Raw genomic sequence first — 26,730 nt, forward strand, 5'->3', positions numbered from 1 at the left:
TCTCCCGGGGGGGGCCCGCGCCGGGGTTTTTGCGGCGGGGGGCCGGCTTTTTTTCCCCGCCCCGACCCGGCGCGGGGGGGGGCGCCCCCCCCCGCCCGTGTTAGGGCGGTCAGGGACGCCGCCACGAGGCCGGTCCAATTCCGCCCCAAGCCCTCCGCGAAGAAGGCTGCCGTGTCGGACCCTCGCGGACCACCTTCATGGGGTAGGCGTGGGGCCGTGTTCTTTGGTGTGGCTGTTTTTCAAGGTCACCCGCCCTTGTTTGCGCAGACTGTAAATCTGCCGGCTCAGCCTTCCCAGGTTCGAATCCTGGCGCCGCCACACGGGAACGAAAGACCCCGTGACCTGCCCAAACAGCAGGTCACGGGGTCTTCGTCATGTGTGGGCTCAAGAGAGGGCTCGTCCGGCGGGCAGACTGGTGACATGGTCTCGTCCTCCCGTCGCAGAACCTGCCCCGAATGCCGTCGCGAGATCGCCGTCGTCGCGGGCCGGTACGCGCGTCACGATCCGCCCGGGACGCGGGAGAGCGGCGAACTCGTCTCCTGCCCGGGGTCGCGTCGCACGGCGCAACTCGGCGGTGCGGTGCAGCCGTCCCTGGACGGGTACGTCGTCCCCGACTTTCCCGGGCAGTTGCCGCTGTTCTGACTGCGCGTGCCGGGGCGCGCCTCAGGCACCCCACGCGCCCCGTGCCCCGCCCTCAGTTCCCGGCCACCGACTTCACCGCCACCGACACGGGCGTGGAACCGCTGATCAGCTCCAGGGTCAGGCCGTTGGTGGCCGGGGTGTCGACCAGTTCCGCCAGTACGGCGGCCACGTCGTCGCGCGGGACCGGGCCCCGGCCGGTGTGTGCCTCCAGGCGGACGAGGCCGGTTCCGGCGTCGTCCGTCAGCGCGCCGGGGCGCAGGATCGTCCAGTCCAGCTCGTCCAGGGAGCGGACGTACGCGTCGGCCTCGCCCTTGGCGCGCTGGTAGACGTCGAAGATCTCGTCCCCCCGGTGGCTCGGGTCGGCGCCCATGGAGGACACGACGACGAAGCGCCGTACGCCCGCCCGGACCGCCGCGTCCGCGAAGAGGACCGCCGCCGCCTTGTCCACCGTGTCCTTGCGGGCCGCTCCGCTGCCGGGGCCCGCGCCCGCCGCGAAGACCGCCGCGTCCGCGCCCCGCAGCCGCTCCGCGACCTCCTCGACCGAGGCCGACTCCAGGTCCAGCACGACCGGTTCGGCGCCGGCCGCACGCAGATCGTCGGACTGCTCGGCCTTGCGGATGATGCCCGCCACCTCGTCACCACGCGCGGCGAGCAAGCGCTCCAGCCGCAGCGCGATCTGACCATGACCACCAGCGATGACAATGCGCATGTCTTCGACCGTACGCCCCGACGGCCGCCCGCGCCGCACGACTTCGGCCGCATCCCACCGGACGCGCGTCGCGCCCCCTCAGGAGGTCTCCCCGCGCCCCGCGGAACCCTCGCGCCCCTTCAGGAGGTCTCCCCACGCCCTGCGGAACCCCCGCGCCCCTGCCGAGGCAGCCCCAGGTCCGTCGCGGTCGTCGAGTCGCCGTACTCCCGTACCGCGCTGGTCCGTGACACAACGCGCCCCCGGTGCACCACGATCCGGCTGTACGCCAGTGACAGCGCCCCCGCCAGCCCGTCCCCGCGTACCGCGAGGAGTTCGGCAGGGAAGCCCGCCTCGACCCGTACCTCGGGCAGACCCAGGGCCGCCCGCGCCGCCGCGCTCACCGCGTCGTACGCGTCCTCGGGGCGCAGCCCGTGGCACGCGGCCAGCAGATAGGCCGCCTCCAGGGGGTCGCCGCGCCCGACCGGGTTGGACACGTCCCGCAGCGCGCCGCTCCCGGCGGCCACCCGCACCCCGGCCGCGCGCAACAGCCGTACCGGAGCGGTGCCGTCGCGGTGGTCGACGGCACCGCAGGCGCCCTGCGGCAGGCACACCACCGTCAGCCCGGCCGCCGCGAGCCGGTCGGCGGCCTGAGCGGCCGCGTCGGCGGGCAGCCGCCCCAGCCCGTCGCAGGGGCCGAGGGTCACTCCGGGACGCAGCCCGCCCGCCATCGCCGCCAGCCGGGCCAGCCGTGCCGGGTCGGCGGCGTCCGTGTGCAGGTCGACCGGGCAGCCGTGCTCGGCGGCGACCTCCAGGGCCGCCTCCACGTACCCGGCCGGATCGGGGTCCAGGTCCGGACACCCGCCCACCACGTCCGCGCCCATCTTGACCGCGTCCCGCAGCATCGCCAGCCCGTCGGCCCCGGCCACCCCGGTCAGCAGTCTCGGCATCGCCACCGCGGTCAGCTCCGTCAGCCCGCGCAGCGACCGCCGCGCCCGCAGCACGGCGGTCAGCGCGCCCAGCCCCGCGACGTCGCCCACGCGCACGTGAGCCCGCACCGCGGTCGCCCCGTGTCCCAGCTGGAGCAGGGCGGCCTCGGTGGCCCGGCGCTGGACGTCCTGGGGGTCGTAGGAGACGGGGCCGGGGGCGTCGGCGGTCAGCGCCGTGTCGCCGTGGACGTGGGGTTCGGCGGGGGCGGGGAGGAGCAGGTAGCCGGTGAGGTCCACACGGGCGCCGGGGCCGGGGGCGCGGGCCGCGGACAGGCTGCCGGCCGTGCCGACCGCCTCGATGCGCCCGCCGTGCAGCCGTACGTCCACGGTCCGGCCGTCGGTGAGCCGCGCCCCGGACAGCAGGAGCGAGCCGCGGTCGGCGGGGCCCGAGGGGGAGGGCGAGTGGGGCGGCTGCGGCTGGCTGTCGGGCATCGCGCTCCTCTGGGCTCGGGACTGCGCAGTGGGGGACGCAAGATCACGCAGAGTGAGTCGAGCCTAGGACGGTGATCAGTCCGTGGCGCGGAGGAGCGCAATAGTCGTACCGGCGCGGTCCGCCGTGCCGAGGGTCCGTCGGAGGGCCCGCTGGAGGCTCGTCGAAGGGCCTTGGAAGGCCCTTCGGAGGACCTCCGGGGCGTACGCGCGGGAAGGCCGACGGGCCCGGGGGCAGGACGGGGGACGGGCTGGGGCAGGGGCGGCGAAACGGATTTGGGCGAACGGCGGGCGACCGTGTAATGTCTTCATCGCTCGCCCCAATAGCTCAGTCGGCAGAGCGTCTCCATGGTAAGGAGAAGGTCTACGGTTCGATTCCGTATTGGGGCTCTGGTGTGAGAGGTTCCCGCCGCGAGGCGGGGCCCGATCGCATCACAGCGGTGTAGCTCAGTCGGTAGAGCAAGCGGCTCATAATCGCTGTGTCACCGGTTCAAGTCCGGTCACCGCTACACAAAAAGTAGCCGATTGCGGGGTCGGTCCTTCAGTCGGCTACTCTTGCTTGCGTTAATACCATCAATCCGTTCGTCAAGGAGTGCACTCACGTGGCTGCCACCGACGTCCGCCCGAAGATCACGCTGGCCTGCGTGGAGTGCAAGGAGCGGAACTACATCACCAAGAAGAACCGGCGTAACAACCCGGACCGACTGGAGATGAAGAAGCACTGCCCGCGTTGCAACGCGCACACCGCGCACCGCGAAACGCGATAGAAACAGGCTCGTACACGAGGCCGTCCCCGAGGTTTGGGGGCGGCCTCGTGTCGTTTTGTTCAGTGGCACCCGAGACGGCACCCACAGCAGCACAGAGCAGCAGGAGGTTGCGAGCCCATGGCGCTCGACCAGTCGTTCGTGGGGCGGACCTATCCGCCCACCGAGCCCTACGAGGTGGGCCGGGAGAAGATCCGCGAGTTCGCGGAGGCGGTGGGTGACGCCAGTCCGGCGTACACGGACACGGAGGCCGCGAAGGCGCTCGGCCATCCGGATGTGATCGCTCCGCCGACCTTCGTGTTCTCGATCACGTTCAAGGCGGCCGGTCAGGTCATCGAGGACCCGCAGCTCGGCCTGGACTACAGCCGGGTGGTGCACGGCGACCAGAAGTTCGCGTACGTCCGTCCGGTGCGGGCCGGTGACCGGCTCACGGTGACCTCCACCATCGAGGCGATCAAGTCGATGGCGGGCAACGACATCCTGGACATCCGCGGCGAGGTCCACGACGAGGCCGGCGAGCACGTCGTGACCGCCTGGACCAAGCTCGTGGCCCGCGCGGCCGAGGAGGCGTGAGCATCCCATGACGGCGAAGGTCGCTTACAGCGACGTCGAGGTCGGTACCGAACTGCCCGCGCGGAGTTTCCCTGTGGACCGCGCCACCCTCGTGCGGTACGCGGGTGCCTCCGGTGACTTCAACCCGATCCACTGGAACGAGAAGTTCGCCAAGGAGGTCGGTCTGCCGGACGTCATCGCGCACGGCATGTTCACCATGGCCGAGGTGATCCGCGTGGTCACCGACTGGATCGGCGACCCGGGCGCGGTCGTGGAGTACGGCGTCCGGTTCACCAGGCCCGTCGTGGTCCCGAACGACGACCGGGGTGCCGTGATCGAGGTCAGCGGCAAGGTCGCGGCCAAGCTCGACGACAACACCGTCCGCGTCGACCTGACGGCCACCAGCGCCGGCCAGAAGGTCCTGGGCATGTCCCGGGCGGTCGTGCGTCTCGCCTGAGGCCGGGTGGCCGGGCCTGATCTCCGGTCGGCTCTTCGGCTTACCGGGCTTGCCGGGCTTACCCGGATCGCCGGGCTCCCGGGGATTGCCGGGAGGTGACGGGGACGGGGGCGGGGACGGGGACGGCTGACTGTCGGCCGGTCCCGTCCGGCACCCGCTTCACGCGTGAGCGATGAGTCCGGGTGCCGGCTCGGGTCTGTCCTGTATGACCCGAATCATCGCTGACATCTCGATCTCCCTCGACGGGTTCGTCACCGGACCCGACCCCGGCCCGGACAACGGTCTGGGCACCGGCGGGGAGGCCCTGCACACCTGGGCGTTCTCCGACGACCCCGACGACCGCCGGATCCTGCGCGAGGCGACCGCGCGCTCGGGTGCCGTCGTCCTCGGCCGCCGGCTCTTCGACTTGGTCGACGGGCCGAACGGCTGGGACGACACGTCCGGCTACGGTGCCGGAGAGGTCGGCAAACCCGCGTTCGTCGTCGTGACGAGTTCGCCGCCGGAGTCGATGCGACTCACCGGCCTCGACTGGACGTTCGTCACCACCGGTCTCCCCGACGCCCTCACCGCCGCGCGGGAGCGCGCCGAGGCGGCGTCGTCGGACGGCGCCGAGGATCTCGACGTCGTCCTCATGGGCGGCGGTGCCACGATCGGCTCGGCGCTCGACGCCGGGCTGGTCGACGGACTGTCCCTGCACCTCGCGCCCGTCGTGCTGGGTGCCGGGACGCCGCTGTTCACCGGCGGAGCGCCGCGCACGCTGGCGCAGCGCGGTGTGACCCGGACGTCGACCGCGACCCACCTGACCTACGACCTCCTGTGACGTCCGGTGGCGACGGGGTGTGGGGGAGCCGGCCGCTCTTGACGCAGTGAGTGATTGACGTAGTTAGTGATTGAGTACTAACTTATTCGCATGGTCAGGATGAGCGCAGAGGAGCGGCGCGAGAGTGTCATCCGTGCGGCGACGAGCGAGTTCGCCCGGGGCGGCTACTACGGCACGTCCACGGACGCCATCGCCAAGCGAGTGGGAGTCTCCCAGCCGTATCTCTTCCGGCTCTTCCCGGGCAAGAAAGCGATCTTCCTCGCGGTGGCGGAACGCTGCCTGCAGGACACGCGCCGGGTCTTCGAGGTGGCGTCCGAGGGCCTGCACGGCGAAGAGGCACTGCAGGCCATGGCGGAGGCCTACACGCAACTGATCGACGAGCGGCCCGAGCGGCTCCAGATGCAGTTGCAGGTGTACGTCACGGTCGCGGCCGCGGAGGCGGCGGGAGACCATGAGTTCGGTGAGATGGTCCGCAAGCTCTGGCTGGACCTCTGGGACACCGTCGGCCTGCCCCTTGGCGGCGACGTCAACGAGACGACCACGTTCATGGCGTACGGGATGCTCATCAACATCCTGGCGGGCATGGGCTTCCCGCCTGAACACCGGATCTGGGACGGTCTCCACATCTCGGCGCAGGCCAGACGGAACAACGAGGAAGGCCCGTAGGGGCGCACAGGTGCGTACGGGTGCCGCGTAGGGTGCGCTCGGACTGCGCGCTTCCGTATGCCCCGAGTAGTTAGTCAGTAATCACTAACCGCATCGATCGCAATCAGTGGACACCCTGTGGGGGAGAGATGTCGCAGCAAGGCGCACGTAGTGGGGGAGCAGGCTGGGCCCTCGTCATCACCAGCGCCGCCGGTTTCATGGCGGCCCTGGACAATCTCGTCGTCACCACCGCCCTGCCCGCCATCCGGGAGGACCTGGGCGGAGCACTGCACGACCTGGAATGGACGGTGAGTGCCTACACGCTCACCTTCGCGGTGCTGCTGATGTTCGGCGCCGCCCTCGGTGACCGCTTCGGCCGCCGCAGGCTCTTCGTGGTCGGCCTCACCGTCTTCACCGGTGCCTCCGCCGCCGCGGCCCTGGCGCCCGGCATCGACTCGCTCATCGCCGCCCGCGCGGTCCAGGGCGTCGGCGCGGCGATCATGATGCCGCTGACGCTGACCCTGCTGACGGCCGCCGTGCCCGCCGAACGGCGTGGGATGGCGTACGGCGTCTGGGGCGCCGTCAACGGGCTCGCCGTGGCCTCCGGTCCGCTGGTCGGCGGCAGCCTCACCGAGCACATCTCCTGGCAGTGGATCTTCTGGCTGAACGTTCCGCTGGGGCTCGTCCTGCTGCCGCTCGCCCGCCTGCGGCTCGCCGAGTCCCACGGCACCGGCGCCCCGCTCGACCTCCGCGGCACTCTGCTCGCCAGCGGCGGGCTCTTCGGCATCGTCTACGGCCTGGTGCGCGGACCCGTGGACGGCTGGACCGCCCCGGTGGTGCTGACCGCCCTGTTCGCCGGCGCCGCGCTGCTGGTCGGCTTCGTCCATCACGGCATCAACAACAAGAACCCCATGCTCCCCATGAGGCTCTTCCGATCCCGCGCCTTCTCCGGCATCAGCGCGGCGAGCCTGCTGATGTTCCTGGGGATGTTCGGTTCGATCTTCCTGCTCAGCCAGTACATGCAGGGTGTCCTCGGCTACTCGCCCACCGAGGCGGGCCTGCGCATGCTGCCCTGGACCGGGATGCCGATGCTGGTCGCACCGATCGCCGGCATCCTCTCGGACCGGATCGGAGGGCGCCCGGTCGTCGCCGCCGGACTCTTCCTCCAGGCGGCCGGCCTCGGCTATCTCGCCTCCGTGATCACGGCAGACACCTCCTACGCCATCCAGCTGCCCGGTCTGATCATCAGCGGAATCGGCATGGCCCTGTTCTTCGCCCCCGCCTCCGCCCTGGTGATGTCCAGCGTCGGCCCGAAGGAGCAGGGCATCGCGTCGGGCGCCAACAACGCCCTGCGCGAGGTGGGCGGCGCGCTCGGCATCGCGATCATGGGCTCGATCTTCGCGGCGCAGGGCGGCTACGGGTCCGGGCAGTCCTTCGTCGACGGGCTGCGGCCCGCGGTCGCGGTGGGCGCCGGCGTGGTGGCCCTCGGAGGCTTCGCGGCCCTCTTGATCCCGGCCCGCCGCCGGGAGGACGACCACGCGTCCACCGACGGGCCCGGGGCCGGGCCGGCACCGACAGCCGAACCCGTGCTCGTCACGACCGGGGAAGCGGCCCCCCGCTGACCGCACACCGCGCGAGAAGCGACGCACGAGAACCACAAGCGACGAACGAGAACCACAAGAGACGCACGAGAACGAGAAGCAAGGCCCGCGAAACGAGACACGACACGCGCCAGAGCAACGAACGGAGTCCACCATGCCCACCCTCCCCTGGACCGTGCCGAACCGGCCGCCGCAGGCCACCGAGGTCCACGTCTTCGCCTCCCGCTTCGAGACCCGCACGCTGTGGGGAGCGCTGAAGTTCCTGGCGCGTACGCCGGGCGTGTGGCGCCAGGTCAGGGGCGCGCCCGGAGCGTACGGCGCCTCCCTGAAGGCGGAGCCCTTCAAGCGGACCTTCTGGACGGTGTCCGCCTGGGAGTCGCCCGCGGCCCTCAAGGCCTTCGCCCGCTCCGGCACCCACGCGCCGACCTCCCGCGGGCTGTCCGCGCAGATGCGGGACTCGAAGTTCGCCTCCTGGCCGGCACCGGGCGACGAGCTCCCGGTGAGCTGGGCGGAGGTACGGGAGCGCCTGCGGTGAGGGTCAGGCGCGGACCGACATGAGTACGGCAAACGCCCCGACCGGTCGGGGCGTTTGCCGCTGCTCGGGGTTGTCAGCGCAGTCTCGTAGTCTTGAGCGCGTGCAGGAACTCCACGACGCCCCCCTCGCCCCGCTGACCACCTTCCGGCTGGGAGGACCGGCCACCCGGCTGGTCACGGCCACGACCGACGCCGAGGTGATCGCCGCCGTCCGCGAGGCCGACGACACCGGCACGCCCCTGCTGCTCATCGGCGGCGGCTCCAACCTGGTCATCGGCGACAAGGGCTTCGACGGCACCGCCCTGCACATCGCCACGCGCGGTCTCTCCCTCGACGGCACGACGCTGGAGCTGGCGGCCGGCGAGATCTGGACCGACGCCGTCGCCCGCACCGTCGAGGCCGGACTCGCCGGCGTCGAGTGCCTGGCCGGCATCCCCGGCTCGGCGGGCGCCACCCCCATCCAGAACGTCGGCGCGTACGGCCAGGAGGTCTCCTCGACGATCACCGAGGTGACCGCGTATGACCGCAGGTCCGGCGAGACGGTCACCCTCATCAACAGCGACTGCGGCTTCTCCTACCGCCACAGCCGCTTCAAGGCCGAGCCCGAGCGGTACGTCGTCCTGCGCGTCCGCTTCGAGCTGGAGAACGCCGACGGGCTCTCCGCGCCCCTCCGCTACGCCGAGACGGCCCGCGCCCTCGGCGTGCAGCCCGGCGAGCGGGTCCCGCTGACCGAAGCCCGTGACACCGTGCTGAAGCTGCGCGCCGGCAAGGGCATGGTCCTGGACCCCGAGGACCACGACACCTGGTCGGCCGGGTCGTTCTTCACCAACCCCATCCTCACGGACGAGGAGTTCGCCGCGTTCCGCGCGCGCGTGGACGAGCGGCTCGGGACGGGCGCCGAGCCGCCCGCCTTCCCGGCCGGGGAGGGCCGCATCAAGACCTCCGCGGCCTGGCTGATCGACAAGGCCGGTTTCACCAAGGGCTACGGCACCGGGCCCGCCCGTATCTCCACCAAGCACACCCTCGCCCTCACCAACCGCGGCGGCGCGACCACGGAGGACCTGCTCGCCCTGGCCCGCGAGGTCGTCACCGGCGTCCGCGAGGCCTTCGGCGTCACCCTGGTCAACGAACCGGTGACGGTCGGCGTCAGCCTCTAGCCGAAGCCGAAGCCGAAGCCGAAGCCGAAGCCGAAGCCGAAGCCGAAGCCGAAGCCCAAGCCCAAGCCCAGGGCATCAGTAGGCCATGCCCACGCCCTGCTTCACGGTCCCCGCGTCCCCGCGTCCCCGCGTCCCCGGGCATCGTGAGCATCGCGTGGGCGACGTCGGCGCGCCCCGTGGAACGGCCTTCGGCCCTTGGACGGGAAGCCGCCGACCACCGTCCGGTAACGGCCGGACGACCGTCCAGTCGGTTGAGCTGCGCGCCAGCTCGGCCTCCATGGCGCGCGGATCGGCGTAGACGTCCTTGAAGATGGCGGAGACGACGCCCCGCACGCCCTCCGCCTCCATCGCGTCGAGTACCGTCCGGGTCAGCCTGGTCGCGACCCCGGCGTCGGCGCGATCCGCCGCTGCGCTGAACCGTCGCCCGGCGCGGGGGCGGGACGGGCTCCGACCACACCGTCATCGAACGCGACACGCCGACCCCTACTCGGTCAGCCAGTCGTCCACCCCCGCCAGCAGCCTTTCCTTCACATCCTCGGGGGCGGCCGAACCCCGCACCGACTGGCGTGCCAGTTCCGCCAGTTCCGCGTCCGTGAACCCGTGGTGGTCCCGTGCGATCTCGTACTGGGCGGCCAGCCGCGCCCCGAACAGCAGCGGATCGTCCGCGCCCAGCGCCATCGGTACCCCCGCCTCGAACAGGGTCCGCAGCGGTACGTCCTCCGGCTTCTCGTACACGCCCAGGGCGACATTCGACGCCGGACACACCTCGCACGTCACCTGCCGGTCCGCCAGCCGTTTCATCAGCCGGGGATCCTCCGCCGCCCGCACCCCGTGCCCGATCCGGTCGGCCTCCAGGTCGTCCAGGCAGTCCCGCACGGACAGCGGACCGGTCAGTTCGCCTCCGTGCGGCGCGGACAGCAGCCCCCCGTCCCGCGCGATCGCGAACGCCCGGTCGAAGTCCCGGGCCATGCCCCGCCGCTCGTCGTTGGAGAGCCCGAAGCCGACCACGCCCCGGTCCGCGTACCGCACCGCGAGCCGGGCCAGCGTCCTTGCGTCCAGCGGGTGCTTCATCCGGTTCGCGGCGACCAGTACCCGCATCCCGATCCCGGTGTCCCGCACGGTCGTCTCCACCGCGTCCAGGATGATCTCCAGCGCCGGAATCAGCCCGCCCAGCCGCGGCGCGTACGACGTCGGGTCCACCTGGATCTCCAGCCACCCCGACCCGTCCCGCAGGTCCTCCTGAGCGGCCTCGCGGACCAGCCGCTGGATGTCCTCCGGCTCCTGGAGGCACGACCGCGCCGCGTCGTACAGCCGCTGGAAGCGGAACCAGCCCCGCTCGTCCGTCGCCCGCAGCTTCGGGGACTCCCCGCGGCCCAGCGCCTCGGTCAGCGTCTCGGGCAGACGCACGCCGTGCTTGTCGGCCAGTTCCAGCAGGGTCGCGGGCCGCATCGACCCGGTGAAGTGCAGGTGGAGATGGGCCTTCGGCAGTTCAGAGACATCACGTACACGCTCCATTCCGTGATCCTGCCGTACGACACGCCCGGCCCGACAGCACTTTCCCCGTACGTGGTCTTGCTCGCACAAAGAAACAGGGCTCCCCGGAACGTTACGGGGAGCCCTGTCGCGGGAGCGCGGTCAGTTCCGCGCCTCCGCCAGCAGCTTCTGGATCCGGCTCACGCCCTCGACGAGGTCCTCGTCCCCGAGCGCGTACGACAGCCGCAGGTACCCGGGCGTGCCGAACGCCTCGCCGGGTACGACCGCGACCTCGGCCTCCTCCAGGATCAGCGCGGCCAGCTCGACCGTGTCCTGCGGACGCTTGCCGCGGATCTCCTTGCCGAGGAGCGCCTTCACCGACGGGTACGCGTAGAACGCGCCCTTGGGCTCCGGGCACAGCACGCCGTCGATCTCGTTGAGCATCCGCACGATGGTCTGGCGGCGCCGGTCGAAGGCCTCGCGCATCTTCGCCACGGCGTCCAGGTCGCCGGAGACCGCGGCGATCGCCGCCGCCTGGGCCACGTTGGACACGTTGGACGTGGCGTGCGACTGGAGGTTCGTCGCGGCCTTGACGACGTCCTTCGGGCCGATGACCCACCCGACCCGCCAGCCGGTCATCGCGTACGTCTTCGCGACGCCGTTGACCACGATGCACTTGTCGCGCAGCTCGGGCAGCAGCGCGGGCATGGAGACGGAGAAGGCGTCGCCGTAGACGAGGTGCTCGTAGATCTCGTCGGTCAGCACCCACAGACCGTGCTCGACGGCCCACTGGCCGATCGCCTCGGTCTCGGCCTCGCTGTACACGGCACCCGTCGGGTTCGACGGCGACACGAACAGGACGACCTTCGTCTTCTTGGTGCGCGCGGCCTCCAACTGCTCCACGCTCACCCGGTAGCCGGTCGTCTCGTCGGCGACGACCTCGACGGGGACACCGCCGGCCAGCCGGATCGACTCCGGGTACGTCGTCCAGTACGGCGCCGGGACGATGACCTCGTCGCCCGGGTCGAGAATCGCGGCGAACGCCTCGTAGATGGCCTGCTTGCCGCCGTTGGTGACCAGGATCTGCGACGGGTCGACCTCGTAGCCGGAGTCGCGCAGCGTCTTCGCGGCGATGGCGGCCTTCAGCTCGGGCAGCCCGCCGGCCGGCGTGTAGCGGTGGTACTTCGGGTTCTGGCAGGCCTCGACGGCGGCCTGGACGATGTAGTCCGGGGTCGGGAAGTCCGGCTCACCGGCGCCGAAGCCGATCACCGGACGCCCGGCGGCCTTGAGGGCCTTGGCCTTGGCGTCCACGGCGAGGGTGGCGGACTCGGAGATCGCGCCGACTCGGGCGGAGACCCGGCGCTCGGTGGGAGGGGTTGCAGCGCTCATGGCCCCATCGTTCCAGACCGGAAACTTCCCGGGCACACGGGTTTCACGGACTGAACAGCACACAACGGGACGGGACGGAGGCGAGGCAGCGGAGACAGAAGGGGAGACGGAGACCGGACGGCGGCGGGGACAGCGGTGAGACAGGACGGGACAAGCGCCTGAACAACAGTCCGGATCCGCCGCGGAAACGTCCCGGATCCGCCCCGCGGCCAGGGCGATCTTCGGCCAGGACGGCCCGGCGGAGCCTTTCGCGCGTCCTTTCTGTTCGACGCCCGGCTCCTGAGCACGTACACTCTCACCTCGTTGGCCTTCAGCGGTCCGCGCTCACTCGGTGCACACCAAGCATCCGGGCGGATGCGGTACGTTGGGGACACACAAAGGGTCGTAGCTCAATTGGTAGAGCACTGGTCTCCAAAACCAGCGGTTGGGGGTTCAAGTCCCTCCGGCCCTGCTACACACACCTTCGCCAGGATGTGTGCGCATGTACGTACAGCAATGCACCGCCGTGCGGCTCCAACCGGGCGCGGCACGGCCACGACCCGGAATCAGGTGAGGACGAGTGACGGACGCCGTGGGCTCCATCGACATGCCTGATGCCCAGGACGAGGCGCCGGACTCCAAGAAGAAGTCGCGCAAGGGCGGCAAGCGCGCCAAGAAGGGCCCGCTGAAGCGCCTCGCGCTCTTCTACCGCCAGATCGTCGCGGAGCTGCGCAAGGTTGTCTGGCCGACCCGCAATCAGCTGTCGACGTACACCACCGTCGTGATCATCTTCGTGGTCATCATGATCGGCCTGGTGACTCTGATTGACTATGGCTTCTCTCACGCCGCCAAGTACGTCTTCGGCTGAGTCGAGAGCGAAGGGCGCCGAGGTACCCGGCGCCCCTTTCGCGTGTTCCACCCCTATGTATCCAGGAAGAAGCAGCCACCGTGTCTGACCCGAACGTGAACGACGCCATCGAGCCGGTCGAGTCCGTCGAGGACGAGCCCGGCATCGTCGAGGGCGCCGACAACGAGGACACCGAGGCCTCCGCCGAGGCCGAGGCTGCCGACGACGCCGTCGTCGCGGACGTGGACGAGACCGCCGAGGCCCAGGACGAGACCGCCGAGGAGGCGGGCGAGGACGTGGAGGCCGAGGACGCCGACGCGGAGACCGCCGAGGCCGCGGAGCCCGAGCCCGAGATCGACCCGATCGAGAAGCTCCGCCAGGAGCTGCGCGTCCTGCCCGGCGAGTGGTACGTGATCCACACGTACGCCGGCTACGAGAACCGCGTGAAGACCAACCTCGAGCAGCGCGCCGTCTCGCTGAACGTCGAGGACTACATCTTCCAGGCCGAGGTGCCGCAGGAAGAGGTCGTCCAGATCAAGAACGGCGACCGCAAGACGATCCGGCAGAACAAGCTGCCCGGCTACGTCCTCGTCCGCATGGACCTGACCAACGAGTCCTGGGGTGTCGTCCGCAACACCCCCGGCGTCACCGGCTTCGTCGGCAACGCCTACGACCCGTACCCGCTGACGCTGGACGAGATCGTCAAGATGCTCGCCCCGGAGGCCGAGGAGAAGGCCGCCCGCGAGGCCGCCGAGGCCGAGGGCAAGCCGGCGCCGCAGCGCAAGGTCGAGGTCCAGGTGCTGGACTTCGAGGTCGGCGACTCGGTCACCGTCACCGACGGCCCGTTCGCGACGCTGCAGGCCACGATCAACGAGATCAACGCCGACTCGAAGAAGGTCAAGGGCCTCGTCGAGATCTTCGGCCGCGAGACCCCGGTCGAGCTGAGCTTCGACCAGATCCAGAAGAACTAGTACCCCTCACCGGTACTTCTCTGGACGTACTGCTTCCGAGCAGGTCAGGCAGGCGCGAGAGCGTGTGCCTGACCTGCTCGGTTTTGGCCGCACATCCATACCCGTTATCGTTGTGCGGTATGCCTGTGTCCGGGTCGCCCCCGGATGCGGGCAGGACCCGAATCGAAAGGACCCGGAGAGCTATGCCTCCCAAGAAGAAGAAGGTCACGGGGCTCATCAAGCTCCAGATCCAGGCCGGTGCCGCGAACCCGGCTCCGCCGGTCGGCCCCGCGCTGGGTCAGCACGGCGTCAACATCATGGAGTTCTGCAAGGCCTACAACGCCGCGACCGAGTCGCAGCGCGGTTGGGTCATCCCGGTGGAGATCACGGTCTACGAGGACCGCTCCTTCACCTTCATCACCAAGACGCCGCCGGCCGCCAAGATGATCCTCAAGGCCGCGGGCGTGGAGAAGGGCTCCGGCGAGCCGCACAAGACCAAGGTCGCGAAGATCACGCGCGAGCAGGTCCGCGAGATCGCCACCACCAAGATGCCCGACCTCAACGCCAACGACCTGGACCAGGCGGAGAAGATCATCGCCGGTACCGCGCGTTCCATGGGCGTCACGGTCGAGGGCTGACCTCCACCCCCGTAAGACAGCAGTAGTAGTGGCAGGGCCTGCTCGGCCCGCACCACGACTCCTCAGAAGCCAACAGGAGCAGTAGTGAGCAAGCGCAGCAAGTCTCTCCGCGCTGCGGACGCCAAGATCGACCGGGACAGGCTCTACGCCCCGCTCGAGGCCGTCCGTCTCGCCAAGGAGACCTCCACGACCAAGTTCGACGGCACCGTCGAGGTCGCCTTCCGCCTGGGTGTCGACCCGCGCAAGGCCGACCAGATGGTCCGTGGCACCGTGAACCTCCCGCACGGCACCGGTAAGACCGCCCGGGTCCTGGTCTTCGCGACCGGTGACCGTGCCGAGGCCGCGACCGCCGCTGGCGCCGACATCGTCGGCTCCGACGAACTGATCGACGAGGTGTCGAAGGGCCGTCTGGACTTCGACGCCGTCGTCGCCACCCCGGACCTCATGGGCAAGGTCGGCCGCCTCGGTCGCGTCCTCGGCCCGCGTGGTCTGATGCCGAACCCGAAGACCGGCACCGTGACCCCGGACGTGGCCAAGGCCGTGACCGAGATCAAGGGCGGCAAGATCGAGTTCCGCGTCGACAAGCACTCGAACCTGCACTTCATCATCGGCAAGTCGTCCTTCGACGACACCCAGCTGGTGGAGAACTACGCCGCGGCGCTGGAGGAGATCCTCCGTCTGAAGCCGTCCGCCGCCAAGGGTCGCTACATCAAGAAGGCCGCCATCAGCACCACGATGGGCCCCGGCATTCCGATCGACTCCAACCGCACCCGCAACCTCCTCGTCGAGGAGGACCCGGCGGCGGTCTGAGCCCACGGCTCGCCCAACCGGTTCACGGGCCCCGCACCTTCCGAGGTGCGGGGCCCGTTCCCTTTTCCCCGTACGGGTGCCCGATCGCTGGGCTAGCGTGCGGGCAGCGCGGGATCGCGCGCGGGGCACACGGGGACAAGGGGTGGGCGTATGACGGGCACGACGGCACGCCGTACGGTCGTCTCGATCGCGGTGACGGCCGCGCTGGCGTGCGTCACCGCGTGCACCTCCGCCGACGGGCCGACCGACTCCACCGACTCCACCGGCGCCCCCGACAGGTCGGAGCGGTCGCTGCGTGCCGTCGAGCGGGCCACCGGACGGGCGGGTTCGGCAAGGGTCGAGTCCACGACCGTCATGGGCCGCGAGTTGTCCCTGTCCGCCGACGGAGCCCTCGGCTGGCGCGACGGCCTCACCGGCACCCTGACCATCACGTACACCGGCGGCACGACCGCCGAGACCATGCGCCGGCTCGGCACCACGGCCATGGAGGCCCGGTACCTGCCCGACGCCTACTACGCCAGGATGGGCGACGAGTTCGCCGACCGCGTGGGCGGCAGGCACTGGATCAAGTACGTCTACGCCGACCTGGAGGGCCTCGGCGCCACGGGCGCCGGGTTCGCGGAGCAGATGCGCGACACCACGCCCCACCAGGCGGTGAAGCAGCTGCTGGCCTCGGACGACGTACGCAGGGTCGGGGAGGAGACGACCCGCGGCCGGCGCACCACGCACTGGACCGGCACGGTCGGCGGCGCCACCGCGCAGACCGTCGACATCTGGGTCGACGACCGGGACCTGCTGGTCAAGAAGGTCGAGCGGGGGCGGTCGGAGACCGGGGAACTGAGCCAGACCGCGTACTACAGCGACTACGGCGTCGCCGTCTCCGCCGAGCGCCCTCCGGCCGCCGACACGGCGGACTTCAAGGAACTCCTGAAGGCGCAGGAGAGCGGCTGATCCACAGAAATCACAAGACCGTTCGAACCGTCCTGGGTACGCTCGCGTCCTGCTGAGTAAAGGCTGCTTCTTACTGTGTTCCGTGGGGGGACTCCATGAAGAATTCCGTGCGCGTGCCCGTGGGTGCCGGGCTGGCCGCGCTGCTGCTCGCCGCCGGCGCGGTGGGCTGCTCCAAGGGTGACGGGGCCGGGGAGTCCCCGAAGATGACGCCGGCGGCGGCCGTCGCCAAGGCGGCGAAGAACACGGAGGAGATCGATTCCCTTCGCTACCGCATGACCGGGCGGACCCCGGAGGAGGGCCGGATCAAGGCCGAGGCCGAGATGCGGATCAAGCCCACGCTCGCGATGAGCATGAAGATGACGGCACTCGACCAGGGCGCCGACGCCAAGGGGGAGATCCGGCTCGTCGACAAGGCCATGTACATCGGCGGTGGCGCCGAGGCGGCCAAGGAGCTGGACGGCAAGAGCTGGATCAAGTTCGATCTGGCCGCGCTGGGCGCCGACAAGGAGCTGAACCAGCTCGGCGGCGCCTCCCAGGCGGACAAGAACCCGGCGACCGAGTCCACCTTCCTCACCGGCGCCAAGGACGTGGAGAAGGTCGGCACCGAGACCGTCGACGGCGTGAAGACCACCCACTACAAGGGCACGGTCACCCTCGCCGACCTGGAGAAGTCCATCGGGGACGAGGACGCGGCCACCCGGGAGAAGCGCCGGAAGAGTCTCGAGCAGTACGAGAAGATGGGCCTCGACAAGCTCACGATGGACATGTGGGTCGACGGCGACGACCAGACCAAGCAGTTCCGCATGCGCGGCGACGCCGACAAGGGTCCGCTGGACATGACCATCACCTTCCTCGGCTTCAACGAGCCCGTGAAGGTCACCGCCCCGCCCGCCAAGGACACCGTCGACCTGGCCGAGATGATGCGGGAGTCCCAGCAGGGCTGAGTCGCCGTACGGGCGGATTTGCTTGACACTGCCCCGTTCACGTACGCTTCCCCAGAAGCCAAAGACCGCTGGTCGTTGCCGTGCTCTCGTGAGAGACACGGTGGCCGAAGGATCCGCTGAACTGCGGACGACCCGCGCAGGTGACTGTGGATGAGCTCCCGTCAGTCCGCGCCTCGTGCGTGTGATCAACGGTCGAGCCACGCCCCGTGCGCCTGCGCCGGGGCGTTTCGTATTCCCCAGTCCTCCTTCGGGTCCGCGCGGTCCGAATCACCCGGAAGGAGGCCGAGGCTCTATGGCGACGCCCGAAAAGGCTGCCGCGGTTGCCGAGCTGACGGACAAGTTCCGCAGCTCCAACGCCGCTGTGCTGACCGAGTACCGCGGTCTCACCGTGGCGCAGCTCAAGACGCTGCGCCGGTCGCTCGGTGAGAACGCCCAGTACGCCGTGGTGAAGAACACGCTGACCAAGATTGCGGCCAACGAGGCCGGGATCACGCTCGACGACCAGCTCTTCGCTGGTCCGACGGCCGTCGCCTTCGTCACCGGTGACCCGGTGGAGTCGGCGAAGGGTCTGCGCGACTTCGCCAAGGACAACCCGAATCTCGTCATCAAGGGCGGTGTCCTTGACGGCAAGGTGATGTCCGCCGACGAGATCAAGAAGCTTGCGGACCTCGAGTCCCGCGAGGTTCTGCTCTCCAAGCTGGCGGGTGCCTTCAAGGGCAAGCAGTCCCAGACTGCGCAGCTCTTCCAGGCGCTTCCCTCGAAGCTCGTCCGCACCGTGGACGCGCTCCGTGCCAAGCAGGACGAGCAGGGCGGTGCCGAGTAATTCGGCTCGCTTTCCGATCCTCGCCGCATGAACCGCATGAGGTGAGGGTCGACGCGGGCCCGACGTACGCCCGCCTCACCCCGTACATCCGGCACCTGCCGAATTAGTGGAAGGACCGCCATCATGGCGAAGCTCAGCCAGGACGACCTGCTCGCCCAGTTCGAGGAGATGACCCTCATCGAGCTCTCCGAGTTCGTGAAGGCCTTCGAGGAGAAGTTCGACGTCACCGCCGCCGCCGCGGTCGCCGCCGCCCCGGTCGGCCCGGCCGCCGTTGCCGACGCCCCGGAGGAGAAGGACGAGTTCGACGTCATCCTCACCGGTGCCGGCGACAAGAAGATCCAGGTCATCAAGGTCGTGCGCGAGCTGACCTCCCTGGGTCTCAAGGAGGCCAAGGACCTCGTGGACGGCGCCCCGAAGCCCGTCCTCGAGAAGGTCGCCAAGGACGCCGCCGAGAAGGCCGCCGAGTCCCTCAAGGGCGCCGGCGCCTCGGTCGAGGTCAAGTAAGACCGCGAAGGCTCCACGGATCCGTCAGGATCTGTAACGCCACAGCACCGAAGAGCGATCATCCATCCGGGTGGTCGCTCTTCGGCGTATCCGGGGGCCCGGCGGCGGCTGCCTTGCACGCGCGACGGCGAAGAGTATGGTGATCTTCGTCGTGCCGTCGCCGGGGCCCTGAGAGCCCCCAGGCGGCAGGCGGTTCGGGCAAGGGGGGCCTTGACGAACCGCACGCAGCGCGCGATTCTCAGGACGCGTCGTCACACGGATCCGAATCCGAGGCATGGATCCACGGCGAAGAGGGCAGTATCACGGTGCGTTGAGGGCGAGGCCTTGCCGCAGGTGGTGAGAACAACGAGGAGCGAACACGGTCATCGAGACCCGCACTGGACATCAGTGTGCCATGTGGCTACACTGACCCTTTGCGCTGCCTGTTAGTTGCCCCCTGCCCGTCACCAGGGGTCTGCCCTCGCCCGAGCACCGACGACCAGAGCCTGCCTGACCTGGCTTTATAGCCACATCAGGCGCCCCCTGTCTTCGTGCACGGAAGAGGGGCCGGTACGCGCGTAGTGAGTCCGAGCCCTCGGAAGGACCCCCTCTTGGCCGCCTCGCGCAATGCCTCGACCGCGAATACGAACAACGCTGCCAGCACCGCCCCGCTGCGCATCTCCTTTGCAAAGATCAAGGAGCCCCTCGAGGTTCCGAACCTTCTCGCGCTGCAAACCGAGAGCTTCGACTGGCTGCTCGGCAACGACGCGTGGAAGGCTCGCGTCGAGTCGGCTCTGGAGTCCGGTCAGGACGTCCCCACCAAGTCCGGTCTGGAAGAGATCTTCGAGGAGATCTCGCCGATCGAGGACTTCTCCGGGTCGATGTCGCTGACGTTCCGCGACCACCGTTTCGAGCCCCCCAAGAACAGCATCGACGAGTGCAAGGACCGCGACTTCACGTACGCGGCCCCGCTCTTCGTCACCGCCGAGTTCACCAACAACGAGACCGGCGAGATCAAATCCCAGACGGTCTTCATGGGCGACTTCCCGCTCATGACCAACAAGGGCACCTTCGTCATCAACGGCACCGAGCGTGTCGTGGTGTCGCAGCTGGTCCGTTCGCCGGGTGTCTACTTCGACTCCTCCATCGACAAGACGTCCGACAAGGACATCTTCTCCGCCAAGATCATCCCGTCCCGGGGTGCCTGGCTGGAGATGGAGATCGACAAGCGCGACATGGTCGGTGTGCGCATCGACCGCAAGCGCAAGCAGTCCGTGACCGTCCTCCTCAAGGCCCTCGGTTGGACCACCGAGCAGATCCTCGAGGAGTTCGGCGAGTACGAGTCCATGCGCGCCACCCTGGAGAAGGACCACACCCAGGGCCAGGACGACGCGCTGCTCGACATCTACCGCAAGCTGCGTCCGGGCGAGCCCCCCACGCGTGAGGCCGCGCAGACGCTGCTCGAGAACCTCTACTTCAACCCGAAGCGCTACGACCTCGCCAAGGTCGGCCGCTACAAGGTCAACAAGAAGCTCGGCGCGGACGAGCCGCTGGACGCCGGCGTGCTCACCACCGACGACGTCATCGCCACCATCAAGTACCTGGTGAAGCTGCACGCCGGTGAGACCGAGACGGTCGGCGAGTCGGGCCGGGAGATCGTCGTCGAGACCGACGACATCGACCACTTCGGCAACCGCCGCATCCGCAACGTCGGCGAGCTGATCCAGAACCAGGTCCGTACGGGTCTCGCCCGTATGGAGCGCGTCGTGCGCGAGCGCATGACGACCCAGGACGTCGAGGCGATCACGCCGCAGACGCTGATCAACATCCGGCCGGTCGTCGCCTCCATCAAGGAGTTCTTCGGCACCAGCCAGCTGTCCCAGTTCATGGACCAGAACAACCCGCTGTCGGGGCTGACGCACAAGCGTCGTCTGAACGCCCTCGGCCCGGGTGGTCTCTCCCGTGAGCGGGCCGGCTTCGAGGTCCGTGACGTCCACCCGTCGCACTACGGTCGCATGTGCCCGATCGAGACGCCGGAAGGCCCGAACATCGGCCTGATCGGCTCGCTCGCCTCGTACGGCCGGATCAACCCGTTCGGTTTCATCGAGACGCCTTACCGCAAGGTCGTCGAGGGCCAGGTCACGGACGACGTGGACTACCTGACCGCCGACGAGGAGGACCGCTTCGTCATCGCGCAGGCCAACGCCACGCTCAACGACGACATGCGCTTCTCCGAGGCCCGCGTCCTGGTCCGCCGCCGTGGCGGAGAGGTCGACTACGTCCCCGGTGACGACGTCGACTACATGGACGTCTCGCCGCGCCAGATGGTGTCGGTCGCGACCGCCATGATCCCGTTCCTCGAGCACGACGACGCCAACCGTGCCCTCATGGGCGCGAACATGATGCGTCAGGCGGTGCCGCTCATCAAGAGCGAGTCCCCGCTGGTCGGCACCGGCATGGAGTACCGCTCCGCCGCCGACGCCGGCGACGTGGTCAAGGCCGAGAAGGCGGGTGTGGTCCAGGAGGTCTCCGCGGACTACATCACCACCACCAACGACGACGGCACGTACATCACGTACCGCCTGGCCAAGTTCTCCCGGTCCAACCAGGGAACCTCGGTCAACCAGAAGGTCATCGTCGCCGAGGGCGACCGGATCATCGAGGGCCAGGTCCTGGCCGACGGTCCGGCCACCGAGAACGGCGAGATGGCGCTCGGCAAGAACCTGCTGGTCGCGTTCATGCCGTGGGAGGGTCACAACTACGAGGACGCGATCATCCTGTCGCAGCGCCTCGTGCAGGACGACGTCCTCTCCTCGATCCACATCGAGGAGCACGAGGTCGACGCCCGTGACACCAAGCTCGGCCCCGAGGAGATCACCCGGGACATCCCGAACGTCTCCGAGGAGGTCCTCGCCGACCTCGACGAGCGCGGCATCATCCGCATCGGTGCCGAGGTCGTCGCCGGCGACATCCTCGTCGGCAAGGTCACGCCCAAGGGTGAGACCGAGCTGACGCCGGAGGAGCGCCTGCTCCGCGCGATCTTCGGTGAGAAGGCCCGTGAGGTCCGTGACACCTCGCTGAAGGTGCCGCACGGCGAGATCGGCAAGGTCATCGGCGTCCGCGTCTTCGACCGCGAAGAGGGCGACGAGCTTCCCCCCGGTGTGAACCAGCTGGTGCGCGTGTACGTCGCGCAGAAGCGCAAGATCACCGACGGTGACAAGCTCGCCGGCCGTCACGGCAACAAGGGCGTCATCTCCAAGATCAACCCGATCGAGGACATGCCGTTCCTGGAGGACGGCACCCCGGTCGACATCATCCTCAACCCGCTGGGTGTCCCGTCCCGAATGAACCCGGGGCAGGTCCTGGAGATCCACCTCGGCTGGCTCGCCAGCCGCGGCTGGGACGTCTCCGGCCTCGCGGAGGAGTGGGCCCAGCGCCTCCAGGCCATCGGCGCCGACAAGGTCGAGCCCGGCACCAACGTCGCCACCCCGGTCTTCGACGGTGCGCGCGAGGACGAGCTGGCCGGTCTGCTCCAGCACACCATCCCGAACCGCGACGGCGAGCGCATGGTGCTCCCGACCGGTAAGGCGCGGCTGTTCGACGGCCGCAGCGGTGAGCCGTTCCCGGACCCGATCTCGGTCGGGTACATGTACATCCTCAAGCTCCACCACCTGGTCGACGACAAGCTGCACGCCCGGTCGACCGGTCCGTACTCGATGATCACCCAGCAGCCGCTGGGTGGTAAGGCCCAGTTCGGTGGCCAGCGCTTCGGTGAGATGGAGGTGTGGGCGCTGGAGGCTTACGGCGCCGCGTACGCCCTCCAGGAGCTGCTGACCATCAAGTCCGACGACGTGACCGGCCGCGTGAAGGTCTACGAGGCCATCGTCAAGGGCGAGAACATCCCTGAGCCCGGCATCCCCGAGTCCTTCAAGGTGCTCATCAAGGAGATGCAGTCCCTGTGCCTCAACGTGGAGGTGCTGTCCTCGGACGGCATGTCCATCGAGATGCGTGACACCGACGAGGACGTCTTCCGCGCAGCGGAGGAGCTCGGCATCGACCTGTCCCGGCGCGAGCCGAGCAGCGTCGAAGAGGTCTGACGGGAGTTTCGGCGGACCTTGAGCGATCAAGGTCCGCCGGCCCCAGGACCCCCGTTTCAGACCCCAAGACTTACAACCCTGAGAGGGATTGACGCATAGTGCTCGACGTCAACTTCTTCGACGAGCTCCGGATCGGTCTGGCCACCGCTGACGACATCCGTCAGTGGAGCCACGGCGAGGTCAAGAAGCCCGAGACGATCAACTACCGCACGCTCAAGCCCGAAAAGGACGGACTCTTCTGCGAGAAGATCTTCGGTCCGACCCGGGACTGGGAGTGCTACTGCGGCAAGTACAAGCGAGTCCGCTTCAAGGGCATCATCTGTGAGCGCTGTGGCGTCGAGGTCACGCGCGCCAAGGTGCGCCGTGAGCGGATGGGCCACATCGAGCTCGCCGCCCCCGTCACCCACATCTGGTACTTCAAGGGCGTTCCGTCGCGGTTGGGCTACCTGCTCGACCTCGCCCCGAAGGACCTGGAGAAGGTCATCTACTTCGCGGCGTACATGATCACGTACGTCGACGAGGAGCGCCGCACCCGCGACCTGCCCTCGCTGGAGGCCCACGTCTCCGTCGAGCGTCAGCAGGTCGAGCAGCGCCGTGACTCGGACCTGGAGGCCCGGGCCAAGAAGCTCGAGACCGACCTGGCCGAGCTCGAGGCCGAGGGCGCCAAGGCCGACGTGCGCCGCAAGGTGCGCGAGGGCGCGGAGCGTGAGATGAAGCAGCTGCGCGACCGTGCGCAGCGCGAGATCGACCGCCTCGACGAGGTGTGGAACCGGTTCAAGAACCTCAAGGTCCAGGACCTGGAGGGCGACGAGCTGCTCTACCGCGAGCTGCGTGACCGCTTCGGCACGTACTTCGACGGCTCGATGGGTGCCGCGGCGCTGCAGAAGCGCCTGGAGTCCTTCGACCTCGACGAGGAGGCCGAGCGCCTCCGCGAGATCATCCGCACCGGCAAGGGCCAGAAGAAGACCCGTGCGCTCAAGCGCCTCAAGGTCGTCTCCGCGTTCCTGCAGACCAGCAACAGCCCCAAGGGCATGGTGCTCGACTGCGTGCCGGTCATCCCGCCGGACCTGCGTCCGATGGTGCAGCTGGACGGTGGCCGCTTCGCGACCTCCGACCTGAACGACCTGTACCGCCGCGTGATCAACCGCAACAACCGCCTGAAGCGGCTTCTCGACCTCGGCGCGCCCGAGATCATCGTGAACAACGAGAAGCGCATGCTCCAGGAGGCCGTGGACGCCCTCTTCGACAACGGTCGTCGTGGCCGCCCGGTCACCGGTCCGGGCAACCGCCCGCTGAAGTCCCTGAGCGACATGCTCAAGGGCAAGCAGGGCCGTTTCCGTCAGAACCTGCTCGGTAAGCGTGTGGACTACTCCGCGCGTTCCGTCATCGTCGTCGGCCCGCAGCTGAAGCTGCACCAGTGCGGTCTGCCCAAGGCCATGGCGCTGGAGCTCTTCAAGCCGTTCGTGATGAAGCGCCTGGTCGACCTGAACCACGCGCAGAACATCAAGAGCGCCAAGCGCATGGTCGAGCGCGGCCGCACGGTCGTGTACGACGTGCTGGAAGAGGTCATCGCGGAGCACCCGGTTCTGCTGAACCGTGCGCCCACGCTGCACCGCCTCGGCATCCAGGCCTTCGAGCCGCAGCTGGTCGAGGGCAAGGCCATCCAGATCCACCCGCTCGTCTGCACCGCGTTCAACGCGGACTTCGACGGTGACCAGATGGCCGTGCACCTGCCGCTCTCCGCGGAGGCGCAGGCCGAGGCCCGCATCCTGATGCTGTCCTCGAACAACATCCTGAAGCCGGCCGACGGCCGTCCGGTGACGATGCCGACCCAGGACATGGTCCTCGGTCTGTTCTTCCTCACCACCGACGGCGAGGGCCGCGACCTCAAGGGTGAGGGCCGTGCCTTCGGGTCCGCCGCCGAGGCGATCATGGCGTTCGACGCGGGCGACCTGTCGCTCCAGTCGAAGGTCGACATCCGCTTCCCGGTGGGCACCATCCCGCCCCGCGGCTGGGAGCCCCCGGCCCGCGAGGAGGGTGAGCCGGAGTGGCAGCAGGGTGACACCTTCACGCTGCGCACCACGCTGGGCCGCGCGCTCTTCAACGAGCTGCTGCCCGAGGACTACCCGTTCGTCGACTACGAGGTCGGCAAGAAGCAGCTCTCCGAGATCGTCAACGACCTCGCCGAGCGGTACCCGAAGGTCATCGTGGCGGCGACGCTCGACAACCTGAAGGCCTCCGGCTTCTTCTGGGCGACCCGTTCCGGCGTCACCGTGGCCATCTCCGACGTCGTCGTTCCCGAGGCGAAGAAGGAGATCGTCAAGGGCTACGAGGCGCAGGACGAGAAGGTCCAGAAGCAGTACGAGCGCGGTCTGATCACCAAGGACGAGCGCACGCAGGAGCTCATCGCGATCTGGACCAAGGCGACCAACGAGGTCGCCGAGGCGATGAACGACAACTTCCCGAAGACCAACCCGATCTTCATGATGGTGAACTCGGGTGCACGAGGCAACATGATGCAGATGCGTCAGATCGCCGGTATGCGTGGTCTGGTGTCGAACGCGAAGAACGAGACGATCCCGCGTCCCATCAAGGCCTCCTTCCGTGAGGGCCTGTCCGTGCTGGAGTACTTCATCTCCACGCACGGTGCCCGTAAGGGTCTGGCGGACACCGCTCTGCGTACCGCCGACTCGGGTTACCTCACGCGTCGTCTGGTCGACGTCTCCCAGGACGTCATCATTCGCGAGGAGGACTGCGGCACCGAGCGCGGTCTCAAGCTGCCGATCGCCACGCGTGACGCGGACGGGACGCTGCGCAAGGCCGAGGACGTCGAGACCAGCGTGTACGCCCGCATGCTCGCCGAGGACGTCGTCATCGACGGCAAGGTGATCGCGCCGGCCAACGTCGACCTCGGTGACGTCCTGATCGACGCCCTGGTCGCCAACGGCGTCGAGGAGGTCAAGACCCGCTCGATCCTGACCTGTGAGTCCCAGGTCGGCACCTGCGCCATGTGCTACGGCCGCTCGCTGGCCACCGGCAAGCTGGTCGACATCGGTGAGGCGGTCGGCATCATCGCCGCCCAGTCCATCGGTGAGCCCGGTACCCAGCTGACGATGCGTACCTTCCACACCGGTGGTGTGGCCGGTGACGACATCACCCAGGGTCTGCCGCGTGTCGTCGAGCTCTTCGAGGCCCGTACCCCGAAGGGTGTCGCCCCGATCTCCGAGGCCTCCGGCCGCGTGCGGATCGAGGAGACCGAGAAGACCAAGAAGCTCGTCGTCACGCCCGACGACGGCAGCGACGAGACGGCGTTCCCGATCTCGAAGCGTGCCCGTCTGCTGGTCGGCGAGGGCGATCACGTCGAGGTGGGCCAGAAGCTCACCGTGGGTGCCACCAACCCGCACGACGTGCTGCGCATCCTGGGTCAGCGTGCCGTCCAGGTCCACCTGGTCGGCGAGGTCCAGAAGGTCTACAACTCGCAGGGCGTGTCGATCCACGACAAGCACATCGAGATCATCATCCGGCAGATGCTGCGCCGCGTGACGATCATCGAGTCGGGCGACGCGGAGCTGCTGCCCGGCGAGCTGGTCGAGCGTACGAAGTTCGAGACCGAGAACCGTCGTGTGGTCCAGGAGGGCGGTCACCCGGCCTCCGGTCGTCCGCAGCTGATGGGTATCACCAAGGCCTCGCTGGCGACGGAGTCCTGGCTGTCGGCCGCCTCCTTCCAGGAGACGACCCGAGTCCTGACGGATGCGGCGATCAACGCCAAGTCCGACAGCCTCATCGGCCTCAAGGAGAACGTCATCATCGGTAAGCTCATCCCGGCCGGTACGGGCCTGTCCCGCTACCGCAACATCCGGGTCGAGCCGACCGAGGAGGCCAAGGCCGCGATGTACTCGGCCGTCGGCTACGACGACATCGACTACTCGCCGTTCGGCACGGGCTCCGGCCAGGCCGTTCCGCTGGAGGACTACGACTACGGTCCGTACAACCAGTAGGCGAGCCGTCGCTTGATCGCATGAAGGGCGGTCACCCCCAGGGGGTGGCCGCCCTTCGGCGTGTGCGCGGGGA

General features: G+C 69.0%; 23 protein-coding genes and 4 tRNA genes. 23 read left to right on the forward strand and 4 right to left on the reverse strand.

The window, feature by feature from the left end; genetic code table 11:
• Positions 1 to 202 precede the first annotated feature (202 nt).
• Together ACIQ6R_RS00930 and ACIQ6R_RS00935 are read left to right on the forward strand one after the other, a co-directional pair.
• A tRNA-Tyr gene (locus tag ACIQ6R_RS00930) sits at positions 203 to 318 on the forward strand.
• Positions 319 to 420: 102 nt separating this feature from the next.
• Entirely contained in the window at positions 421 to 642 is a 222-nt protein-coding gene (locus ACIQ6R_RS00935; RefSeq protein WP_376669854.1) for a hypothetical protein, read from the forward strand.
• 52 nt (positions 643 to 694) lie between these two features.
• Here ACIQ6R_RS00935 and ACIQ6R_RS00940 read toward each other — a convergent pair whose 3' ends face one another.
• Both ACIQ6R_RS00940 and ACIQ6R_RS00945 read right to left on the reverse strand, forming a co-directional pair.
• On the reverse strand, positions 695 to 1,351 hold the full coding sequence (locus tag ACIQ6R_RS00940; protein ID WP_404168879.1) for an SDR family oxidoreductase: 657 nt from the start codon (positions 1,349 to 1,351) through the stop codon (positions 695 to 697).
• 119 nt (positions 1,352 to 1,470) lie between these two features.
• Positions 1,471 to 2,748 (reverse strand): hydrolase, encoded by a 1,278-nt coding sequence (locus tag ACIQ6R_RS00945; protein ID WP_404217887.1) that lies wholly within the window; start codon positions 2,746 to 2,748, stop codon positions 1,471 to 1,473.
• A 314-nt stretch (positions 2,749 to 3,062) separates the two neighbouring features.
• On the opposite strand from ACIQ6R_RS00945, the gene ACIQ6R_RS00950 reads away from it, so the two are divergent.
• The 10 genes from ACIQ6R_RS00950 to ACIQ6R_RS00995 all read left to right on the forward strand — a co-directional run bounded on the left by ACIQ6R_RS00950 (position 3,063) and on the right by ACIQ6R_RS00995 (position 9,275).
• A tRNA-Thr gene (locus ACIQ6R_RS00950) sits at positions 3,063 to 3,135 on the forward strand.
• A gap of 46 nt (positions 3,136 to 3,181) precedes the next feature.
• Positions 3,182 to 3,254 (forward strand) — tRNA-Met (locus ACIQ6R_RS00955).
• Between the two features lie 93 nt (positions 3,255 to 3,347).
• Entirely contained in the window at positions 3,348 to 3,512 is a 165-nt protein-coding gene (gene rpmG, locus ACIQ6R_RS00960) for a 50S ribosomal protein L33 (protein WP_003948671.1), read from the forward strand.
• Between the two features lie 117 nt (positions 3,513 to 3,629).
• Positions 3,630 to 4,082 carry a MaoC family dehydratase N-terminal domain-containing protein gene (locus ACIQ6R_RS00965; protein ID WP_310871764.1) on the forward strand — a complete coding sequence of 151 codons (453 nt, stop codon included), beginning with the start codon at positions 3,630 to 3,632 and terminating at the stop codon, positions 4,080 to 4,082.
• A gap of 7 nt (positions 4,083 to 4,089) precedes the next feature.
• Complete coding sequence (locus ACIQ6R_RS00970; protein ID WP_404217889.1) at positions 4,090 to 4,518, forward strand: MaoC family dehydratase; 429 nt, start codon at positions 4,090 to 4,092, stop codon at positions 4,516 to 4,518.
• 205 nt (positions 4,519 to 4,723) lie between these two features.
• Positions 4,724 to 5,338, forward strand: coding sequence for a dihydrofolate reductase family protein (locus tag ACIQ6R_RS00975; protein WP_404217891.1), 615 nt, complete (start codon positions 4,724 to 4,726; stop codon positions 5,336 to 5,338).
• Between the two features lie 90 nt (positions 5,339 to 5,428).
• Positions 5,429 to 6,004, forward strand: a complete 576-nt coding sequence (locus ACIQ6R_RS00980; RefSeq protein ID WP_404217893.1) for a TetR/AcrR family transcriptional regulator — start codon at positions 5,429 to 5,431, stop codon at positions 6,002 to 6,004.
• 128 nt (positions 6,005 to 6,132) lie between these two features.
• Positions 6,133 to 7,605, forward strand: coding sequence for an MFS transporter (locus tag ACIQ6R_RS00985; protein WP_404217895.1), 1,473 nt, complete (start codon positions 6,133 to 6,135; stop codon positions 7,603 to 7,605).
• 133 nt (positions 7,606 to 7,738) lie between these two features.
• A complete protein-coding gene (locus tag ACIQ6R_RS00990) occupies positions 7,739 to 8,119 on the forward strand; it encodes a DUF3291 domain-containing protein (RefSeq protein WP_404168897.1) in 381 nt (126 codons plus the stop codon).
• Between the two features lie 19 nt (positions 8,120 to 8,138).
• Entirely contained in the window at positions 8,139 to 9,275 is a 1,137-nt protein-coding gene (locus tag ACIQ6R_RS00995) for a UDP-N-acetylmuramate dehydrogenase (RefSeq protein ID WP_404217897.1), read from the forward strand.
• A gap of 483 nt (positions 9,276 to 9,758) precedes the next feature.
• Here the strand turns inward: ACIQ6R_RS00995 and ACIQ6R_RS01000 are convergent, their stop codons facing one another.
• Together ACIQ6R_RS01000 and ACIQ6R_RS01005 are read right to left on the reverse strand one after the other, a co-directional pair.
• Positions 9,759 to 10,790: an adenosine deaminase gene (locus tag ACIQ6R_RS01000; RefSeq protein WP_404168903.1), complete on the reverse strand. Its 1,032-nt coding sequence runs from the start codon at positions 10,788 to 10,790 to the stop codon at positions 9,759 to 9,761.
• A gap of 120 nt (positions 10,791 to 10,910) precedes the next feature.
• Positions 10,911 to 12,137 carry a pyridoxal phosphate-dependent aminotransferase gene (locus ACIQ6R_RS01005; protein ID WP_404168906.1) on the reverse strand — a complete coding sequence of 409 codons (1,227 nt, stop codon included), beginning with the start codon at positions 12,135 to 12,137 and terminating at the stop codon, positions 10,911 to 10,913.
• Positions 12,138 to 12,515: 378 nt separating this feature from the next.
• Here ACIQ6R_RS01005 and ACIQ6R_RS01010 point away from each other — a divergent pair.
• The 11 genes from ACIQ6R_RS01010 (at position 12,516) to ACIQ6R_RS01060 (ending at position 26,657) form a co-directional block, all read left to right on the forward strand.
• A tRNA-Trp gene (locus ACIQ6R_RS01010) sits at positions 12,516 to 12,588 on the forward strand.
• Positions 12,589 to 12,696: 108 nt separating this feature from the next.
• Complete coding sequence (secE, locus tag ACIQ6R_RS01015; protein WP_121748634.1) at positions 12,697 to 12,984, forward strand: preprotein translocase subunit SecE; 288 nt, start codon at positions 12,697 to 12,699, stop codon at positions 12,982 to 12,984.
• Between the two features lie 80 nt (positions 12,985 to 13,064).
• A complete protein-coding gene (gene nusG / locus ACIQ6R_RS01020; RefSeq protein WP_404168909.1) occupies positions 13,065 to 13,934 on the forward strand; it encodes a transcription termination/antitermination protein NusG in 870 nt (289 codons plus the stop codon).
• Between the two features lie 182 nt (positions 13,935 to 14,116).
• A complete protein-coding gene (rplK, locus tag ACIQ6R_RS01025) occupies positions 14,117 to 14,551 on the forward strand; it encodes a 50S ribosomal protein L11 (protein WP_073725164.1) in 435 nt (144 codons plus the stop codon).
• 84 nt (positions 14,552 to 14,635) lie between these two features.
• The gene (gene rplA / locus ACIQ6R_RS01030; RefSeq protein WP_404217899.1) at positions 14,636 to 15,361 is read left to right on the forward strand and encodes a 50S ribosomal protein L1; all 726 of its coding nucleotides are present in this window, start codon (positions 14,636 to 14,638) and stop codon (positions 15,359 to 15,361) included.
• 150 nt (positions 15,362 to 15,511) lie between these two features.
• A complete protein-coding gene (locus tag ACIQ6R_RS01035) occupies positions 15,512 to 16,312 on the forward strand; it encodes a hypothetical protein (RefSeq protein WP_404217901.1) in 801 nt (266 codons plus the stop codon).
• 95 nt (positions 16,313 to 16,407) lie between these two features.
• Positions 16,408 to 17,256: a DUF1396 domain-containing protein gene (locus ACIQ6R_RS01040; protein WP_404217903.1), complete on the forward strand. Its 849-nt coding sequence runs from the start codon at positions 16,408 to 16,410 to the stop codon at positions 17,254 to 17,256.
• 292 nt (positions 17,257 to 17,548) lie between these two features.
• Positions 17,549 to 18,079 (forward strand): 50S ribosomal protein L10, encoded by a 531-nt coding sequence (gene rplJ / locus ACIQ6R_RS01045; protein WP_404168920.1) that lies wholly within the window; start codon positions 17,549 to 17,551, stop codon positions 18,077 to 18,079.
• Positions 18,080 to 18,202: 123 nt separating this feature from the next.
• Complete coding sequence (gene rplL, locus ACIQ6R_RS01050) at positions 18,203 to 18,583, forward strand: 50S ribosomal protein L7/L12 (protein ID WP_404168923.1); 381 nt, start codon at positions 18,203 to 18,205, stop codon at positions 18,581 to 18,583.
• A gap of 590 nt (positions 18,584 to 19,173) precedes the next feature.
• Complete coding sequence (gene rpoB, locus ACIQ6R_RS01055; protein ID WP_404168926.1) at positions 19,174 to 22,659, forward strand: DNA-directed RNA polymerase subunit beta; 3,486 nt, start codon at positions 19,174 to 19,176, stop codon at positions 22,657 to 22,659.
• A 98-nt stretch (positions 22,660 to 22,757) separates the two neighbouring features.
• On the forward strand, positions 22,758 to 26,657 hold the full coding sequence (locus ACIQ6R_RS01060; RefSeq protein WP_404168929.1) for a DNA-directed RNA polymerase subunit beta': 3,900 nt from the start codon (positions 22,758 to 22,760) through the stop codon (positions 26,655 to 26,657).
• Positions 26,658 to 26,730 lie beyond the last annotated feature (73 nt).

The organism is Streptomyces sp. NPDC096048, assembly GCF_044763415.1.
Lineage (GTDB): Bacteria > Actinomycetota > Actinomycetes > Streptomycetales > Streptomycetaceae > Streptomyces.

Bases quoted from the DNA above. Each gene is read 5' to 3' on its own strand.
- ACIQ6R_RS00990 (WP_404168897.1), top strand. From the start codon at position 7,739: ATGCCCACCCTCCCCTGGACCGTGCCGAACCGGCCGCCGCAGGCCACC.
- ACIQ6R_RS00980 (WP_404217893.1), top strand. From the start codon at position 5,429: ATGGTCAGGATGAGCGCAGAGGAGCGGCGCGAGAGTGTCATCCGTGCG.
- ACIQ6R_RS00940 (WP_404168879.1), bottom strand. From the start codon at position 1,351: ATGCGCATTGTCATCGCTGGTGGTCATGGTCAGATCGCGCTGCGGCTG.
- rplL (WP_404168923.1), top strand. From the start codon at position 18,203: ATGGCGAAGCTCAGCCAGGACGACCTGCTCGCCCAGTTCGAGGAGATG.
- ACIQ6R_RS01000 (WP_404168903.1), bottom strand. From the start codon at position 10,790: ATGGAGCGTGTACGTGATGTCTCTGAACTGCCGAAGGCCCATCTCCAC.
- ACIQ6R_RS01035 (WP_404217901.1), top strand. From the start codon at position 15,512: ATGACGGGCACGACGGCACGCCGTACGGTCGTCTCGATCGCGGTGACG.
- ACIQ6R_RS00975 (WP_404217891.1), top strand. From the start codon at position 4,724: ATGACCCGAATCATCGCTGACATCTCGATCTCCCTCGACGGGTTCGTC.
- ACIQ6R_RS01005 (WP_404168906.1), bottom strand. From the start codon at position 12,137: ATGAGCGCTGCAACCCCTCCCACCGAGCGCCGGGTCTCCGCCCGAGTC.
- ACIQ6R_RS00965 (WP_310871764.1), top strand. From the start codon at position 3,630: ATGGCGCTCGACCAGTCGTTCGTGGGGCGGACCTATCCGCCCACCGAG.
- ACIQ6R_RS00985 (WP_404217895.1), top strand. From the start codon at position 6,133: ATGTCGCAGCAAGGCGCACGTAGTGGGGGAGCAGGCTGGGCCCTCGTC.
- ACIQ6R_RS00970 (WP_404217889.1), top strand. From the start codon at position 4,090: ATGACGGCGAAGGTCGCTTACAGCGACGTCGAGGTCGGTACCGAACTG.
- rplJ (WP_404168920.1), top strand. From the start codon at position 17,549: ATGGCGACGCCCGAAAAGGCTGCCGCGGTTGCCGAGCTGACGGACAAG.
- ACIQ6R_RS00995 (WP_404217897.1), top strand. From the start codon at position 8,139: ATGAGTACGGCAAACGCCCCGACCGGTCGGGGCGTTTGCCGCTGCTCG.
- ACIQ6R_RS00945 (WP_404217887.1), bottom strand. From the start codon at position 2,748: ATGCCCGACAGCCAGCCGCAGCCGCCCCACTCGCCCTCCCCCTCGGGC.
- rplK (WP_073725164.1), top strand. From the start codon at position 14,117: ATGCCTCCCAAGAAGAAGAAGGTCACGGGGCTCATCAAGCTCCAGATC.
- ACIQ6R_RS01040 (WP_404217903.1), top strand. From the start codon at position 16,408: ATGAAGAATTCCGTGCGCGTGCCCGTGGGTGCCGGGCTGGCCGCGCTG.
- ACIQ6R_RS00935 (WP_376669854.1), top strand. From the start codon at position 421: ATGGTCTCGTCCTCCCGTCGCAGAACCTGCCCCGAATGCCGTCGCGAG.